Here is a 17,158-nt window from a genome sequence, read left to right as displayed (position 1 = left end):
GTTAATGCTTAAGGCGATTGAATTGTAATGACTAATGTAGAAAATTATTGCCACATCTATTGTTGATAGTTATTGCCACCCCCCGCTTTATATTGATGGAAAATATCTGCCTAATCCCGTGTGCAGTAGTTTTGTGCTGCCATACTTCTTGTATAGTTAATACTAGCTTTCGCATTCAAGGTAAGGTTTATATGGCCACTCTTTCTGACAATGACTTAATGGCTCAGCTAAAAGATCATTTATACGATCACTTAGAGGATCATTTAGCGGATCACTTTGAAAAAAGCGCAGTGGTGTTATCAGCGCAGGCAGTAAGAGACGCCGAGCAGTATTGGGCATCAAGCCATAACAATAGTACTTGGCCCTTGATGGTTAAGGCTGCTAGCAGTTTTGTGCAGCGCTTTGGCAGCGCTTTTAATACATCGCAAGCAATATTGGTGGTTGTGGGTCAGGGCAACAATGGTGGTGACGGTTATTACATTGCCAAATTATTACTGCAACAGGGTAAAAAGGTCGTGGTTTATGCGCCTTTTGGCGCGCCCAAAGCGGGCATCGATGCGCAGCAAGCCATGAATGAATTTTTAGCGGCTGGTGGTAGTGTTCATACCACTAAACCTAGCGCATCTTATCCGATCATTATTGATGCGCTATTTGGCAGTGGTTTAACCCGAACACTATCTGCTGCGGCGATAAAGGTTATTGATGACATTAATCAGAGTGCTGAGCAGGTTTACGCGGTTGATGTGCCCAGCGGTTTAAATGCCGATAGCGGCCAGCCTGAGCCGATTTGCGTTAATGCCACTGCCACCCATAGCTTTATTGCTTATAAGCCGGGGCAACTCACTGCATATGGGCCAGCATCTTGTGGGGCACTGTCGTTAGACTCTTTAGGGCTTGAGCCTATTGCTGGTACAACAAAAGAGAATTGGCGCTACGATCCAAGGGTAAATATGCTGCCATCACGCAGGGGTAATACCCATAAAAGTTATCATGGTAATGTCAGCGTTATTGCAGGTCTTGGCAATATGGCTGGCGCTGGCATTATTGCTAGCCGCGCAGCCTTAAATGCTGGCGCTGGGCGGGTATTTTTACAGTGTGAGCCAAGCCATTTTGTCGCCTGCTTAAGCCAATCTCCTGAGATTATGTTTTCTGATAGTACCGAAAACACCTTAAAGCAACACGCCGTGCTGGTGGTGGGCCCAGGTCTTGGCCGCGGCCAACAAGCGCAGCAAATCATGCAAACGCTATTAACCCTTCAACCCAACTCTGGCGTTGATAATAAACGCAGCCTCGGGGTGTTAGATGCGGATGCGCTGCGTTATTTGGCAAAGCATCAGCAAACGGTAACGCCTTGGGTGCTAACTCCCCATGAGGCAGAGGCCGCTGGCTTGTTGGGCATATCTGCCACTGAAGTTACAAACGATCGCGTTGCCGCTGCGCTGGCACTACATAAAAAATATCAAGCAGTCGTGGTATTAAAAGGGGCTGGCACACTAGTCGTCCATCAAGGTGGAGTCAATTTTTGCCATTCTGGCTCAGCAGCTATGGCCACACCGGGCATGGGCGATTGCTTAGCAGGTATTATTGCTGCACTTATCGCCCAAGGGCTATCGGCGGTTGATGCGGCTATTACAGGGGTGAACTGGCATGCCACACTAGGCCATCAACTTGGCCAAACTCAGCGAGTGGTACTGGCCAGTGATATTTGCCAGCAGCTGAAATTAGGCCGTCATTAACTCACAATAGCGTAGTGGTTTTAGTATTTATTTGCTGTAGCGCTGTGAACTTAGGCTGTCTAAACAAATTCTAATGCTGAATAAATATGCATTTGGATGCAAATAGAAGTGGTCGGATGAGTACCTAATTGGCCACCAATAATCTTAACATTCAAAGATCAATTATTTGACGCTAGTTGTCTGTGACTAAAGGCGCGAACCTAATACATTATAAATTGATGCTAAGACGATATTGTAAAACGCTGGCTTAACTAAGCCATATAAGTGTTTGTGGGTGATTGGCGGCAGCTGTTGATTATTTCTACGCTCCCTATCGTCAATTATATGACAAGTCAAATATTTATTAAATTTGTTAACTCGTTTTAATTTTGCGCCTATATCGCTGTAAATAATAGTTTTTTTGACGTTCTGTCGTTTTATTGGCTCTGTTGTCTTATGGTTTTTTTTAATTATTATGTAGCGCGAACAGACCACTGTTGGTTATTTATATTCATCCATTATCGCCCTTGAGTCTGCAGTCTTCTTTTACGTCATAACTAGAGATATTTACATGAAAACCAATAAGTTTTTCGGTGCCGTCGCTGCTGTGTCAGCAATGTACATCTTAATACCTAATCAAAGTGCTCATGCCCATGGTTGGGCTGAATTTCCTGAAGCAAGACAATCAATTTGTTACGAGCAAGGTGGCTTGTGGAGTGGCACACCACCTAATGCGGCTTGTGCACAAGCCAAAGCGATTTCTGGTACTTATCCATTTATTCAGCGTAATGAATTTGCCATTAATATTCCTGCACCGACATACAATGATATGGAAGTGGTAAAAGCGGCTATCCCTGATGGCAGCTTATGTTATGCCAATGATGCGCAAAAAAGCGGTATGGGTGCTGAGCATTCACAGTGGACCCGCACTGAATTGCCAACTGGTACTTTTGAGTACGTGTTTAATGCAACCGCGCCTCACAACCCTTCATTCTGGCAGTTTTATTTAACCAAGCCTGGTGTTGATGTGTCTAAGCCACTTAAATGGGATGACTTAGAGTTAATCCAAGAGTACGGCAATGTTGCTGTGGACGCTGACAAAAAATACCGCATGGACATTGCGATCCCAGCCGATCGCTCAGGTGATGCGATTTTGTTTACTCGCTGGCAGCGAGATGACACCGTTGGTGAAGGATTCTATAACTGTAGTGACATTACCATTTCAGGTGATTCACCGGTTGATCCAGAACCAAGCGAGCCATACTTAGAGCAAGGCGATGCCTTTATTCCTGCTGATATCAGCCTTAATACCCCTCAGCTTGGTGAGTCGGTTAATTATAAAGTCTTTAGTGACAATGGTGATATTCACTCTAGCTTTTCGTTAGAAATTACCGCAGACAATCAACTCGATTGGGATCGCTTATTAGCCTCACAAGTCAACGGTTATTACGAGACTCAATATAGCGGTAACGTGTTTATTGGCCGCTGGCATGCAGAAATGAATCACTATATGTATTTCAGAAATGAGCTACATAATAACTTCTTTAATGCCAGTAATGGACAGGCTTATGGAGAGTTCAGTATCACAGCAAACAATGAGTTTGTTGAAGCTGTGATTACGCCAACAGTGTTAAAAGAAATTACTAACGCTAGCGTTACCCATGGTGAGTACGTGGTATTAACGCCAGCAAGCAGCAAAGGCGATATTGAACAAATCTCTTGGGTGCAAGTGGCAGGTTTGCCGATTGAAACCGCTATTGGTCAAAATGATGAGCTAATTATCAACACTGTTTTGCTTGAGAATGTCGCCCAAGAAGTCAGTTTTGAGCTTACTGTTTCAGGTCAAGGCGAAGAAGATAAAACGGTTTATAGTTTTACTATTACCCCAACTGACGTAGAACCAGGACCAAGCCCTGAGCCATTGCCTGGAGAGCAATGGAGTGCATCTGCTGTTTATAATGGCGGTGAAAAGGTGATGCATAATAACCAAGAGTGGACTGCTCAGTGGTGGACTCAAGGTGAAGAGCCTGGTACTACAGGTGAGTGGGGCGTGTGGCGTTAATAGCCCTCATGCTTGTTTGCTAAGGTTTTAAACATAATCGCAGTAAACCCTAACGGCCAATCATTGATTGGCCGTTTTTTATGCTATAACTAAAATATGATGTGGCCCAATGCGCTTTATAAACTTGTTGGGATTTTACTCTATAGAATGTCGTTTTAGTTACTCTAATAGGTGTGATGGTAGATAAAGGACTGCGGCCATTAACTAGAACTTACTACTGAAATTGGTATTTTGGTGGGGAGAACGCTTGTATTGTTTTTATATACAATGAATTATATCAAGATGGTTTGAATGATTTAATTGTTACCCAGTGGCTGAATATGAAGATATTGGGGATACTTCATGTTGAAGGGTTAAATTCAAAAGTCTTATTTAACGGTCTAATGTCAGTGACCTGTGAAAAGGAATTTCATAACGATGAATTTAAATATTGTCAGTGCCGAACAGGCTTCACTGCAAAAGTATGAACTAATAATTATTGGTTCTGGTTTTGGCTCTTCATTCTTTTTATTTGAGGCGCTAAAAAAAATTAATGGTAATATTCTGGTGCTGGAATGGGGCGATTATAAATCGTGGAATTGGCAATTGAAACAAAATCGTAACTCGCCAATAAACACTACTGATACCTTTAAAACTGCGTCTGAAAAAGAATGGAATTGCACCATTGGTTTTGGTGGTGGAATGAATTGCTGGTTTGCCCAAACCCCTCGATTTCATCCTGCAGATTTCAAGACCGCCTCTTTATATGGGGTCGGCAATGACTGGCCGATTTCCTATGACGATCTTGAGCCTTATTATTGTGATGTCGAAAGCATTATGTCGGTGTCAGGCGACCCTGATATGCAAAGCATGTTTCCTCGCTCAAAACCTTATCCCCAGCCGCCCCATAGACCCACTGCCATTGATCGCATTATGAAAAATGCCAATATGGACAGCCACTTTATCATGCCAACGGCCAGAGCAAGGGTGTCAACTGATACACGGGCGGCCTGCTGCTCTAATGCCAAATGTAATTTATGTCCCATTCAGGCCAAATTTACTGTGCATAATGGTTTTCAGCAGGTGTATTCGGACCCAAGAGTGCATACCTGTTTAAACTCTGAAGTAAGGCATATGCAGCACAGTGATAGCGCGGTTTCTAGCGTGGTTTTTATCAACAACAATCAAGAATATACCGTCACCGCCGACAAGTTTGTTTTAGGCGCCAACGCCATACAAAGCCCTGCGATATTGCTACGATCGAAAATGGATTTTGGTGACACGGGCCTAGGGCTACACGAGCAAATTGGGATAAAAGTAGAGGTGTATTTAGACGGTTTAGAGAACTTTGATGGCAGCACTATTACCACAGGGCTCAATTATGCCTTGTATGATGGCGAGTTTAGAAAAGATCACGCTTCTTGTTTGATTTACTTTGAAAATCGTTGGCCTTATGGCTTTAGAAAAGAAGTGGGTCGCTGGCGAGAAACCCTGCCATTAGTCATTGTCGCTGAAGATCTCCCCCAAAAATCCAATAATGTCACTATTGATGCTACTACAGGGCAGGCGGTAGTGAGCTATACCGGAGAATCTGAGTACGCCAAAAAAGGTATTGAGCAGGCTTTAGCGCAATTACCTAAGGTACTTGATGCATTACCTGTGGAAGCGATTCATTTTCGTGGCTGGCGGCCGACTGAATCACATTTACAGGGCACCTTGAGAATGGGCAACATTGATGATGGCTCAGTGGTAGATGCAAACCTTATTCATCATCAATACCGAAACTTATTTGTGGTGGGCACATCAGTATTTCCAAGCTGTTCTTGTGCTAACCCTAGCTTAACGGCTGCAGCATTAGCAGTGCGCGCAGCGAGAATGGGGGGTTAATATGAGTGGTACTAGTCTTTCTCGGCGCTCGTTTCTTAAAGTTGCAGCGGTTGGCGCAGGGCTGGGTGGGGCGGTATTTTATGGAGTGCATACATTAAATACCCAAAATTTTATCGTTTCTAGCCTTGATCGTTTACTGGGTAAGCTAAATATTAGCGATGAAGACCTGCAATTGTTTTGTGATCATTTTACCGCTGAATATGGTGAGATGAAGCTGCGTGCCATTATTATATTAGATCAATCTTCAATGTTTGATTTGGTTGTTAAAAAGCGTGCTATTTGGATTGATAAGTATGAGCGAAAATTAGTCACTGATTTTATGATGTCGACCAATTATTTCCAAGTCAGTAACCCTGCCACAGAGGCGCTGCAATACTACGGCGCTAATCGGCCTTGTTATAATCCCTTTGCCCGCTTTGACGTCGGTTGATTGCTGTTGATAAAACCATAATACCCTGTCAGTTATGCCTTTCATAAAATAGTGGCCTTTGACTTTAACAAGTGAAACTTGTTAAGGCAAAGGTCATTATCTTGCAAAATCTCCATTAAAGTTTTCCCTCAATAAGTCGATGTCTATATACAGGTCTAATCGTGTACTACACGAATATTAGAGGCCAATGTTATTGAGTCATGTTATTAAGCACTTTAATGTTCAATAAAGGCTGTTTAAGAGTAATAACCACTCGCCAAACCCCATGCTGACAACTGAAATAACTTGATATTCAGGTCATTAATCACGGTGAATTTAAGCTAATTCCTCCGATTTATATTTTAAAGTAGGGCTTAATCTTTAAAGGTAGTTATATGAGTATTGATGTCTCAATTAAGAGAATGCTTCAAATTACAATTTCGTTATCATTATTGGCTTTAATCGTTTTAGTTTGGGTGAGCAATGCCCAGCAATCTTCTATTTATGAAAGTGTGTTAAATGAAGAAAAACAGGTTAATACTATTTTTGCTTTAAAAGATACTCGCTATGATGTTGTACAAATTCAGCAGTTTTTAACCGATGTTGGCGCAACAAAAAGTGATGAAGCCAAAGCCGAAGCGTTAGCAAGTTTGCATGCCGCTCAAGCAAATATGGATAAACTTATCAGTTCGGCACCGGAATATACTGCAAGAGCTCAATCGATTAAACGTCAAATTAATCAATTGCATGAATCTGGTGTGAATATGGCAGATGCTTACCTAACTCAGGGGACCGATGCTGGTAATTTACTGATGAAAGGTGCTGGTGGCTTTGACCAAGCATCGTCAGAGTTAGCTGATAATTTAGATGAATTAGCCCAAGAGTTAGATGGTAAATTTACTGTTGCGGTACAAGAAACCCTAAATTCCACCATGCAAGCTGCCAGTGTGCAATTGTGGGGCAGTATTGGCATTGGTGTGTTTATTATCATTATTTTGTCAGCCCTTTACCGCAATATTTTCACTCCGCTTAACGCTTTAGATAATTCCATGAGTAATGTGGCTTCAGGCTCTAAAGATCTTACCGTGTCGCTAGATGACAGTGGTAATAGCGAAATTAATCAGGTCGCTGGCAACTTTAATGTATTTGTAGGTAATATTCGTGAGTTAATTATTGATTTCAATGGTAATACTCAGCAGTTAGGTACGGCAAGTGTGCAGCTTAAATCGGCCAGTAACGAAACCTTAGCGGGCATGCAGCGCTTACAAGGTGAAACCGAACAAGTTGCTACAGCGATGAACCAAATGCAAGCAACCGTGGTGGAAGTGGCTAATAATGCCGAACTAGCCGCGCAAGCAGCTAAAGATTCTGATACCCAAGCGGTCCATGGTGACATGATAGTTCAGCAAACGATCGCTTCGATCGATAACCTCTCTGGCGGGGTTGAACAAGCTGCCAATGCGTTACAAAAATTACAAAACGATGCCGATAATATAGGTAGCATTTTAGATGTGATCCGCAGTATTTCAGAGCAAACTAACTTACTGGCACTCAATGCCGCCATCGAAGCTGCCCGCGCGGGCGAGCACGGCCGTGGCTTTGCGGTAGTGGCAGACGAGGTCAGAACCTTGTCTAAACGAACTCAAGATTCAACTAATCAAATTCAGCAAATGATTGGACAGTTACAAACCGGTGTTAAAGATGCGGTATCGGTAATGGACTCAAGCCGTGAGCAAGCCGATAAAAGCACCGTTCAGGCAGCACAAGCGGGTGAGGCCTTAGCTAAAATTACCGAATCGGTGGCGATGATTTCTAATATGGCCACCCAAATCGCCACAGCAGCAGAAGAGCAAACCGCGGTCAGTGATGAAATTAATCGTAATATTGTCAATATTAGTGATGAAGCCAGATTAACGGCCAGCAATGCCGACCAATCACATAGTGCCAGTGTGCAGGTTAATCATTTGTCACAGCAATTAAGAGAACAAATTGGTCAATTCAAGACAAGTTAGTGAATTATTTTTAAACAAGCTAGAGTCAATGTGACAGTCTTGCCACTAAAATATCCGCTATTTAGAGGCTAATGCTGTGTTATAGCATTGTGCTAAAAGCACTGTGGTGGAGACCTAAGGGAGATAGACCCATTCCCTTAGGTTTTTTCATCAATACCAAGCGATGTAAGTTATCATTATCCCAATAAGCAGATGTATCATTCTGCGCTATATCCAGCTCGTCAGTTGCTCTTTAGTGGGTTTACTGCCTTTATGCACCACTTTTTCATCCACCACCACAGCGGGTGTGCTCATTACACCATAAGCCATAATTTGCGCCATGTCGGTGACTTTTTCTATTGTGACAGTAACGGCTTTTTCATCGGCAACTGCTTGGGCAAGTTCTGCTGTTTCAAGACACTTTTTACAGCCGGAGCCTAATATTTTAATGGTTCTCATGATAAATCCTTATTTATTGAGCTGTTAAATCACCGATGTTTTTTACATCAGTAAAATCATAAAAATGGCGTAAAGGCATTAAACAGCCAACCGACTAGGGTAAACGCCACCAATAGCAGGCAGAATAATATTGCCAGTAAGCGCCACTGCATAACCTGTTTTAGTAAGATAAATTCTGGGAAGCTGGCAGCAACGGTGCTCATGCAAAATGCCAGTGTGGTGCCTATGGGTAGGCCATTAACAATTAAGCTTTCCATCACAGGAATTACCCCGGTGGCGTTTGAATACAGCGGGATCCCCAGTAGTACTGCAGCAGGTACTGACCACCATTGGCCATCGCCTAAATGGGCCTCAATCCAACCATCGGGTACAAAGCCGTGCAGCGCTGCCCCAAGGCCGACACCAATAATGACCCATTTCCATACTCGGCCAAAAATATCGAACATCTCAGTTTTGGCAAATTGATGCCGCTGTGACATTGATAGCGCTTGGGTTTGAATATCGTCAGGGTTATTAGCAGTGCTATGTTGTTGACCGCGTTTGAGGGCTTCAGCGGCAAAAGATTGTAGCCAGCGCTCAGCTTTGATTGCATCGAGAAAAAAGCCGCCTAACATGCCGACACTCATGCCAACCACGACATATAAAATGGTGAATTTTATCCCCAGCAGGCTCATGAGTAGCAAGATGGCTACTTCGTTGATGAGCGGTGAGGTGATCAAAAAGCTCATGGTGATCCCAAGGGGGATCCCGGCTGAGGTAAAGCCGAGAAATACCGGAATACTGGAGCAAGAACAAAATGGCGTTACCACCCCAAATCCAGAGCCCATCAAGTAACCTAAGCCCTTGGGTTTACCTGTTAAATAGTCTCTGACTCGTTCAACATTTAATGAGGCTCGCATCAAGGCGATGAGGTAGATCATCACCAGCAGTAGGGCAAAAATCTTAGTTACGTCTTCAACAAAAAAATGCAGTGCATCCCCAAGCTTTGTCTGCGCTGACAAGCCCAATAAATCGTAAATTAGCCATGATGCAAAATCAGTGAAAATTTGAAACATAGGTTAATGCTCAAAAAAACGTCTTATAGCCAAGATAGCGGATTTTTAGCAATGAAAATAAGCGCTAGCTCTCGCTTTTGCATAAAGGGCTGGAGCGTAAAGGTTTGTCACAATATCGGTTAAATAAAGCTAAAACACCACTTAAGCTTGGTGCTTACAGAAGTTATAACTGAAGGGTTTTGAAACTGAAAACCAGCCTCGCATTTGGGGTAAACCTTAATGCGAGGCTGTGGTCTAGATATTGTGAAGTGGGATTAAGTTAATGATTAAATTGTACTTAATTTTTCTACTTCATGATAATTTCTCTTAATCGGTATTCTCCGGTTAAGGTTCTTACATTGGGATAAGTTTTAGTGATTTTACGGCTATTGTCTTGATTGGCTTGGCCCCAACTTTTCATGAAGTTTTTATACTTTTCCTGATTGGGTTCTAAATCGGCACTATTTTCAAACATCACCATTAGCACCATATTGAATTCGCCACTTTGTGGTAATTCACTGGCAAAAATTTTCCAATCTTTAATATAACCCAGCTCTTTTTGTAACCGTACCGCTTTAACCCAACTTTCTCTTAAGCCTTCTAGGTAAACGTCTTCCATGTTGGGATCGATCCTCACCGTGGTCATTGAAGTCACTTCTTTTCCAATGTCATAGTCTTTATAAATCTCAAGCTCAGCCTGAGAAGAAACGGCAAAGAGTAAGCTGCATAATCCGATTATTAATACGATATATTTCATCTTAATCTCTCTTAGGTTGTTAAAAAATTAACACCGAGAAGTATAGTGACGAATGGGTTAATAGCGAGTGGCTAAGGCTTAATGAAGACTTTCTATTTACGCTTAGCTGCTTTTAATAGCGCTAAAAAGAGTGGGAGAGGATGGGTTTAAATCTGAGTGGAACAAGCGGTGAAGGGAATGATTGTTTTATCGCATCGTTCCCTTCGCTGGGTCTGGTTTGGTACGAATTAGTCGTGATGGGCTTTTAGCTGTTGGAATAGCACATCTTTTAAATTAGCCCGCTGCACTTTAAGTTGGTGCATGTGTTCGTCATCGGTTGGGCTGCCATCAATTTCTAACTGGCGGATTTCATAATCCAGTAGGTGGTATTGTTTTGATTGCTTTTGAAATGTTTCATCTTTATGTGTTAAATCAACAATGTCTTGCTTAAATTCTGGAAAGTCGAAAATTAGTGCGTGATTCTCATTTAACATAGATAACCCCTAAATGGTGAACAGAAATTCAGTATTTTGGAACTGAGTTCACTATAGCATTATGTTGTTTAAAAATGGCGAGCTGGTTAACAAATCTTAATGAAATTTTTGCTAAAAATAGGATTTATTTGAGTAAGTTAGGATGGGTTATTTATTATCTTAACTTACCCATCCAGTTACTCATATTTCTAGCCGTTAGCTTGCACATGTTTAAGGGCCGCCTGTAAGGCTTCATAGCGGAACAAAAAGGTGTTTTCAGTTGGCAGCGAATCAATCACATGAAACTTCTGCAGCTGATCTTTGGTTTGCAGGTTAGGGCACAATAAAAATACTTCACAATGGGCATCTTGGGCATCTTTAATGGCATTTTCTAGCGCTAGCCCAACAGTCACATCGATCATCGGCACGTCAGTAAGATCGAGGATCATCGCTTCATAATCACTCACACTGGTATGTTGGCGAGAGATCGCTTTTGATACGCTGAAGATCATTGGCCCTGACAGATAGAAAAACAGCACTTTACCATTGGCTTGATCCAGCAGGCCGCGTTCGCTTTGAGTCAGCGGCACATCGTTTTGATCGGCATCACTAATGGCTTTTACTTGCCTTGCTTGCTGCTGGCTTAATTGTTCAATGATAATAATGTTAGAAATAAATACCCCAAGGCCAACGGCAACAATCAAATCGACAAATACGGTTAAGATCATCACCCCGTACATAATAGCCATGCCTTGCATACTGACTTTGTGAGCCCGTTGAATGAAGCTCCAATCAAGAATATTAAAGCCCACATAAACCGCAATACCAGCTAAAACGGCCATAGGTATTGGCTCTGTTAAGCCGCCAGCCACAAGTACCACTAATGCCAGCATTAGCGCGCGAACCATACCAGAAACAGGTGAGCGGGCGCCTACCTGAATATTGGTCACTGTACCCATAGTAGCACCTGCGCCAGGCAGGGCGCCGAATAAACCTGAAATCATATTAGCCAAGCCCTGACCCCGTAACTCTTTGTCTGAGTCGTGCTCTTTACGGGTCAATGAGTCTCCGATAACGGCGGTGAGTAACGTATCGATACAGCCTAAGGTGCCTAACACCAAGGCATCAATCACCATGGTAATAAAAATATCCGCATTTATGTGCGGTATCACTAAAGAAGGTAACCCAGCAGGAATAACCCCAATACGGCGAATGCTGTCACTATCAAATAAAATCACTGACAGTAACGTGATGGCGACTAAGGCAACCAGTTGCGCAGGAACGTATTTACGATAGCGCTGAGGAAACAAAAATAATGTCGCTAAAGTCAGTAAGCCTAAAAATAGTTCAGCAAACTTAATATTGCTTAAGGTGTCTGGGAGGGCTGATAAGGTGCCTAACACACCACCTGCAGGGGCGGCATGACCTAACAATGGTGACAGCTGTAAGATGATTAAAATCACCCCAATGCCTGACATAAAGCCTGAAATGACACTGTATGGCATTAAGGTGACGTATTTACCTAGCTTGAGCATGCCGAGTAAAAATTGAAAACCGCCTGCCATCATCACCACGGTAAAGGATATTGCCATTCCTGATTCAGGGTATTTGGCCACCATGCTGGTTAAAATGGCGGTCATAATCACTGTCATAGGGCCGGTCGGTTCAGATATTAAGCTTGATGAGCCGCCAAATAAGGAGGCAAAAAAGCCCACTAGTATCGCGCCCCATAATCCGGCTTCGGCGCCAGCGCCAGAGGCAACACCAAAGGCCAGTGCTAAGGGTAGGGAAATGATGGCTGTGGTGACGCCACCAAACAAATCGCCTTTAAGATTGACGTCTTTGAACCGTTCCTTAAACAAAATGCTAACCTCTTAGACCATAATTGGCGCAACTTTATCAAAAAATTAACTATTTTGTATAGATAAGAGGCGGTTGTTTATATCGATAAGCAACTGGTTGGCGCAGCTGTTAAGGCAAATATTTGACTGTTTTGTATAGATAAGAGGCAGTTGTTTATATAGATAAGAGGCCGGTTGTTTATATCGACAAGCGGCTGAATAGCGCAGCTGTTAAGGCAAATATTTAACTATTTTATATAGATAAGAGGCCGGTTGTTTATATCGACAAGCGGCTGAATAGCGCAGCTGTTAAGGCAAATGTTTCACAGTTTTGTATAGATAAGAGGCCGGTTGTTTATATCGATAAGCGACAGGTTGGCGCAGCTGTTGAGGCAAATGTTTAACAGTTTTGTATAGATAAGAGGCCGGTTGTTTATATCGACAAGCGGCTGAATAGTGCAGCTGTTAAGGCAAATGTTTCACAGTTTTGTATAGATAAGAGGCCGGTTGTTTATATCGATAAGCGACAGGTTGGCGCAGCTGTTGAGGCAAATGTTTAACAGTTTTGTATAGATAAGAGGCCGGTTGTTTATATCGATAAGCAACTGAATAGCGCAGCTGTAGAGGCAAATGTTTAACAGTTTTGTATAGATAAGAGGCCGGTTGTTTATATCGACAAGCGGCTGAATAGCGCAGCTGTAGAGGCAAATGTTTAACAGTTTTGTATAGATAAGAGGCCGGTTGTTTATATCGATAAGCAACTGAATAGCGCAGCTGTAGAGGCAAATGTTTAACTATTTTGTATAGATAAGAGGTCGGTTGTTTATATCGATAAGCGACTGCTTGGCGCAGCTATTGAAGCAATGAGTCCTGAATCAGGGTTAAAATTAATAATTAACGCTACAAAAAAACGCCCAATGACAATGCATTGGGCGATATAGCTAACGGCGATTTAACGCCATTAAAGATCAATAAAATAGCGGTTACTGATTAAGCTCTAGCTCATAGAAGCTTGCTTGGGCATAGTCACCGGCTTCCATACCACGCCACTCACAGTTTGAGCTACTTGCTTTGGTATTACATTGATTATAAACACCGGCTTTGTAGTACATCCAATCAGCTTGGTAACCTTGGTCAACTTCGTGACCTTGGTAATTACCTTCTGCTAGGTTCACATCAAAGGTTTTAACGATTTCGTTTGCTTCACCAGGATTTTTGGTGAAAGTAAGCTTCATGATGTCACCTTCAACATTCACTTCATAAGAGAATATTTCTCCTAGACGGATACCATCTTGTGGATCGTCATGGTGCTCACGTAGGTTGTAAGTGCCGAATACATTATGGCGAATATCTTTACGTAGCTTCTTGCCGTTACTATCTCTGGCATCTTGTAATTCTGGTATTGGATTTAGCTCATAGTTCCAAGACAGTGAACCAAATTCGTGACCTGGCAGCTTACGATATAAGATTTTTAATGGCTCGTTATCAGAACCATGAATTTGGCCAATAACCACTGCAAAGGCATTGTTCTTGCGGTATTCACCACTGGTACTGACTTGATCAACTGCCAATGTAGCTTTCAGTTGGCCGCCAATTGCGCCGTACTCGCTTGCATCTGGGTGAGAGGCAATTACAAAATTGGTTTTTGGATCATCGTATTTTTCAGCCAACATGCCGCGTAATTCGCTACGGGTGTTTTTACTATTTGGCGTTGTAGGCGCTTCATTTGGTGCAACAAAAACCAAGGCACCGGTTTTAGGGTCGGTATAAAACCACTCAGGGTGAACGTAAGGGGTTTGGGTATTACCAAGGTCGTGGCGATTAATCTCTAAGGCTTTGCCTTTACGCGAGCCTTCTGTAGTTAGCTCAGGAAGGGTGATTTTCCATTTTGTTAGGTCAAAGTTTTGTGCTGGCGCTTTAGTCGCATCAAGATTGTATTTAGTGAGATCGTAGTTGAACTCTTTTTTTACTTGTGGAGCCGGTGAGGTCGCGGAGCAACCTGCAAGAATAGCAACCGCTAGTATACTAAGATGGAGCTTTTTCATTGTTTTTACCCTTAGGATTAACTCTATTTCATTGCTTAAGGATACTACAGTATTATTGTATTACAAAAGTGTGATCGAGATAGGGAAATGAATTTTTTGCTGCACAATTAAGCTAACTTTGTGCACTATTTGAGGTTTAGCCGTGCTGTCAGTGGTTTTCACTGTAAAAATATTGATATCAAGCATGGGTTTGCACCAGTGAGTGGCGGTTAGTTTGTTGAGTGATCCACAGTGGTGCAACCCTTGTTATTTAATATTGCTTTAGCGACTAGCTAATCGTTATTTATGCACTTATTTAGGGCGTAATTGGTGCTATTTCACCTTATTCATCAATGTCTTGCACCTTACTGGTACAAATTAGTATGACAAAACCTTAATAACGGAATAATTCTTGCTTTTGTAAGTCCCTGAATTTAATAAAAGAAAAACTTATGGGGATAAGCATGGATAACATTAGTGATGCAATTAGCGTCATGGCACAAAGTGCAAATACATTATTTATCTTACTTGGTGCCATTATGGTGCTGGCAATGCATGCGGGTTTTGCCTTTTTAGAAGTCGGTACTGTTAGGCATAAAAACCAAGTGAACGCGCTGGTTAAAATCTTAACTGATTTTGCTTTTTCAGCGCTGGCGTACTTTGTCATTGGCTACCAAATAGCATATGGCAGTCACTTTTTTGTCAGTGCTGATGCGCTAACGGCTAATAACGGCTACGAGCTGGTTAAGTTCTTTTTCTTACTCACCTTTGCAGCAGCAATCCCTGCCATCGTATCGGGTGGTATTGCCGAGCGCGGCAGTTTTAAACCTTTCTTATTAGCATCAGCTTTGATCGTGGCGTTGGTATACCCACTGTTTGAAGGCATGATTTGGAATGGTAACTTTGGTTTTCAAACTTGGTTAAATGACACCTTTGGCGCTGAGTTCCATGACTTTGCAGGCTCGGTAGTGGTACACGGTATGGGTGGCTGGTTAGCGCTGGTGGCGATATATGTATTGGGCTCTCGCCAAGGCCGTAAACCGGGTGTGGCATTTGCACCCTCTAATATTCCGTTTCTGGCACTCGGTTCATGGATACTGATTGTCGGTTGGTTTGGCTTTAATGTTATGTCAGCGCAAACCCTTGATGGCATTAGTGGCTTAGTGGCGGTAAACAGTTTAATGGCCATGGTTGGCGGTACCATTATCGCGTTGATTGTCGGTAAAAATGACCCTGGTTTTATCCATAACGGCCCGCTTGCAGGCTTGGTGGCTGTGTGTGCTGGTTCTGACTTAATGCACCCAGTAGGGGCATTTATTGTTGGCGGTGTGGCCGGTGGTTTATTTGTGATGGTGTATACCCGTTTACAACGCAGTACTAAAATTGATGATGTATTAGGCGTTTGGCCATTACATGGTTTATGTGGTGTGTGGGGCGGCGTTGCTGCAGGCATATTCGGTCAGCAAGCTTTTGGTGGATTAGGTGGCGTAAGCGTAATGTCTCAAGTGGTTGGCACTGTCGCTGGGGTTGCTGTGGCGCTTATTGGTGGTTTTATTGTGTATGGCGTCGTCAATAAAATCTCTAGCTTACGTTTAAGCCAAGAAGATGAATTTATTGGCGCTGATCTAGCTATTCATAAAATAGGTTCGACTAACTCAGATAAATAGTCGGTTGTTTGCTTATGACTGAATAAGTGATTAAAGCGAATGAAAAGCTAATTAAGGCGCCAGCAGGCGCCTTAATGGGTTCTATTGCCATGATTGATTAGTGTTATGTATTATTGATGTATAATAGAGTCACTTAACGCGAGTCGCTAAAGCTAAAAATAGCGTACCTTCTGCTAGACAGTGCTTAATTACTTGTAAATTCAGGTACAGATAGTTCAAATACAGATAGTTAAATACAGATAGTTCATATGCAGTTTTTAAAACTGTTTTTATATTGCCTAAAGGAATTTCCCATGCGCACATCATTAACCTTATCAGCATCTATTATCGCTTTATTACTTGTTCAGGGTTGTAATCAGCAAGCTGAACCACAATCAGAGCCTGCACCTGCAGTGGAACCCGCTATCGTTGTGGTTGAAGCTCCTGAAGCTGAAGACGTTAAAGCTGATATTCAGTCTCAAAAAGGAATTGTTATGTTAGAAGGAACAGTCAGATTTTTTGACCTTGAAGGTGGATTTTGGGGCATTTTAACTGACGATGGCCAACAAATTTTGCCAAGTAACTTAGCAAAAGAATACCAAAAAGATGGCTTACGTTTGAGCTTTAGCACTACAGAAGTGACAGACATGATGACGATTCAGCAATGGGGTATTTTATCGACCCTAAGCAATATTGAAGTTATCGGCCAAGTGGAAAGCAAGGGTGGTAACCCACTTATCTAGTTCTTTAACTAGAACTAGGCTTAGGTCTTTTTAAGACTAGTTTGCTCAGCTTATAAAAATAAGCTTATTTTTTACAATGGGTTGATCTATAACAGGTCAGCCCATTTTTATTGCTGCCGCTTTAATTATTCGCCGCTTTAATCAATACCCCTCTTGAAT

At 42.4% G+C, this 17,158-nt stretch carries 13 protein-coding genes; 7 read left to right on the top strand and 6 right to left on the bottom strand.

Annotated elements, in window-relative coordinates; genetic code table 11:
* The first annotated feature begins 191 nt into the window (after positions 1 to 191).
* The 5 genes from BCU57_RS14315 (at position 192) to BCU57_RS14295 (ending at position 8,064) form a co-directional block, all read left to right on the top strand.
* A complete protein-coding gene (locus tag BCU57_RS14315; RefSeq protein WP_198589946.1) occupies positions 192 to 1,736 on the top strand; it encodes an NAD(P)H-hydrate dehydratase in 1,545 nt (514 codons plus the stop codon).
* 550 nt (positions 1,737 to 2,286) lie between these two features.
* The gene (locus BCU57_RS14310; RefSeq protein WP_102439316.1) at positions 2,287 to 3,777 is read left to right on the top strand and encodes a lytic polysaccharide monooxygenase; all 1,491 of its coding nucleotides are present in this window, start codon (positions 2,287 to 2,289) and stop codon (positions 3,775 to 3,777) included.
* A 417-nt stretch (positions 3,778 to 4,194) separates the two neighbouring features.
* Positions 4,195 to 5,643 (top strand): GMC oxidoreductase, encoded by a 1,449-nt coding sequence (locus BCU57_RS14305; RefSeq protein ID WP_102439317.1) that lies wholly within the window; start codon positions 4,195 to 4,197, stop codon positions 5,641 to 5,643.
* A gap of 1 nt (position 5,644) precedes the next feature.
* Positions 5,645 to 6,073 (top strand): twin-arginine translocation signal domain-containing protein, encoded by a 429-nt coding sequence (locus tag BCU57_RS14300; protein WP_102439318.1) that lies wholly within the window; start codon positions 5,645 to 5,647, stop codon positions 6,071 to 6,073.
* Positions 6,074 to 6,447: 374 nt separating this feature from the next.
* Positions 6,448 to 8,064, top strand: a complete 1,617-nt coding sequence (locus BCU57_RS14295) for a methyl-accepting chemotaxis protein (RefSeq protein ID WP_102439319.1) — start codon at positions 6,448 to 6,450, stop codon at positions 8,062 to 8,064.
* A gap of 207 nt (positions 8,065 to 8,271) precedes the next feature.
* Here the strand turns inward: BCU57_RS14295 and BCU57_RS14290 are convergent, their stop codons facing one another.
* The 6 genes from BCU57_RS14290 to BCU57_RS14265 all read right to left on the bottom strand — a co-directional run bounded on the left by BCU57_RS14290 (position 8,272) and on the right by BCU57_RS14265 (position 14,631).
* On the bottom strand, positions 8,272 to 8,502 hold the full coding sequence (locus BCU57_RS14290) for a thioredoxin family protein (protein WP_102439320.1): 231 nt from the start codon (positions 8,500 to 8,502) through the stop codon (positions 8,272 to 8,274).
* A gap of 56 nt (positions 8,503 to 8,558) precedes the next feature.
* A complete protein-coding gene (locus BCU57_RS14285) occupies positions 8,559 to 9,557 on the bottom strand; it encodes a permease (RefSeq protein WP_102439321.1) in 999 nt (332 codons plus the stop codon).
* 286 nt (positions 9,558 to 9,843) lie between these two features.
* On the bottom strand, positions 9,844 to 10,293 hold the full coding sequence (locus BCU57_RS14280) for a hypothetical protein (protein ID WP_198589337.1): 450 nt from the start codon (positions 10,291 to 10,293) through the stop codon (positions 9,844 to 9,846).
* Between the two features lie 227 nt (positions 10,294 to 10,520).
* Positions 10,521 to 10,766 (bottom strand): YdcH family protein, encoded by a 246-nt coding sequence (locus BCU57_RS14275; RefSeq protein WP_102439323.1) that lies wholly within the window; start codon positions 10,764 to 10,766, stop codon positions 10,521 to 10,523.
* Between the two features lie 188 nt (positions 10,767 to 10,954).
* The gene (locus BCU57_RS14270) at positions 10,955 to 12,610 is read right to left on the bottom strand and encodes a SulP family inorganic anion transporter (RefSeq protein ID WP_198589947.1); all 1,656 of its coding nucleotides are present in this window, start codon (positions 12,608 to 12,610) and stop codon (positions 10,955 to 10,957) included.
* A 959-nt stretch (positions 12,611 to 13,569) separates the two neighbouring features.
* Positions 13,570 to 14,631: a polysaccharide lyase family 7 protein gene (locus tag BCU57_RS14265; protein WP_102440716.1), complete on the bottom strand. Its 1,062-nt coding sequence runs from the start codon at positions 14,629 to 14,631 to the stop codon at positions 13,570 to 13,572.
* 443 nt (positions 14,632 to 15,074) lie between these two features.
* Here BCU57_RS14265 and BCU57_RS14260 point away from each other — a divergent pair, with 443 nt between their 5' ends.
* On the top strand, positions 15,075 to 16,277 hold the full coding sequence (locus BCU57_RS14260) for an ammonium transporter (protein WP_102440715.1): 1,203 nt from the start codon (positions 15,075 to 15,077) through the stop codon (positions 16,275 to 16,277).
* Between the two features lie 293 nt (positions 16,278 to 16,570).
* A complete protein-coding gene (locus BCU57_RS14255) occupies positions 16,571 to 16,999 on the top strand; it encodes a hypothetical protein (RefSeq protein WP_102440714.1) in 429 nt (142 codons plus the stop codon).
* Positions 17,000 to 17,158: the final 159 nt, after the last annotated feature.

Origin of the sequence: Shewanella sp. 10N.286.48.B5 (assembly GCF_002874355.2) — a bacterium.
GTDB lineage: Bacteria > Pseudomonadota > Gammaproteobacteria > Enterobacterales > Shewanellaceae > Shewanella.
The sequence above is the reverse complement of the archived record's forward strand: the minus strand, read 5'-3'. Positions and strand labels throughout refer to the sequence as shown.

Bases quoted from the DNA above. Each gene is read 5' to 3' on its own strand.
- BCU57_RS14310 (WP_102439316.1), top strand. From the start codon at position 2,287: ATGAAAACCAATAAGTTTTTCGGTGCCGTCGCTGCTGTGTCAGCAATG.
- BCU57_RS14290 (WP_102439320.1), bottom strand. From the start codon at position 8,502: ATGAGAACCATTAAAATATTAGGCTCCGGCTGTAAAAAGTGTCTTGAA.
- BCU57_RS14265 (WP_102440716.1), bottom strand. From the start codon at position 14,631: ATGAAAAAGCTCCATCTTAGTATACTAGCGGTTGCTATTCTTGCAGGT.
- BCU57_RS14255 (WP_102440714.1), top strand. From the start codon at position 16,571: ATGCGCACATCATTAACCTTATCAGCATCTATTATCGCTTTATTACTT.
- BCU57_RS14305 (WP_102439317.1), top strand. From the start codon at position 4,195: ATGAATTTAAATATTGTCAGTGCCGAACAGGCTTCACTGCAAAAGTAT.
- BCU57_RS14295 (WP_102439319.1), top strand. From the start codon at position 6,448: ATGAGTATTGATGTCTCAATTAAGAGAATGCTTCAAATTACAATTTCG.
- BCU57_RS14280 (WP_198589337.1), bottom strand. From the start codon at position 10,293: ATGAAATATATCGTATTAATAATCGGATTATGCAGCTTACTCTTTGCC.
- BCU57_RS14315 (WP_198589946.1), top strand. From the start codon at position 192: ATGGCCACTCTTTCTGACAATGACTTAATGGCTCAGCTAAAAGATCAT.
- BCU57_RS14300 (WP_102439318.1), top strand. From the start codon at position 5,645: ATGAGTGGTACTAGTCTTTCTCGGCGCTCGTTTCTTAAAGTTGCAGCG.
- BCU57_RS14275 (WP_102439323.1), bottom strand. From the start codon at position 10,766: ATGTTAAATGAGAATCACGCACTAATTTTCGACTTTCCAGAATTTAAG.
- BCU57_RS14285 (WP_102439321.1), bottom strand. From the start codon at position 9,557: ATGTTTCAAATTTTCACTGATTTTGCATCATGGCTAATTTACGATTTA.
- BCU57_RS14260 (WP_102440715.1), top strand. From the start codon at position 15,075: ATGGATAACATTAGTGATGCAATTAGCGTCATGGCACAAAGTGCAAAT.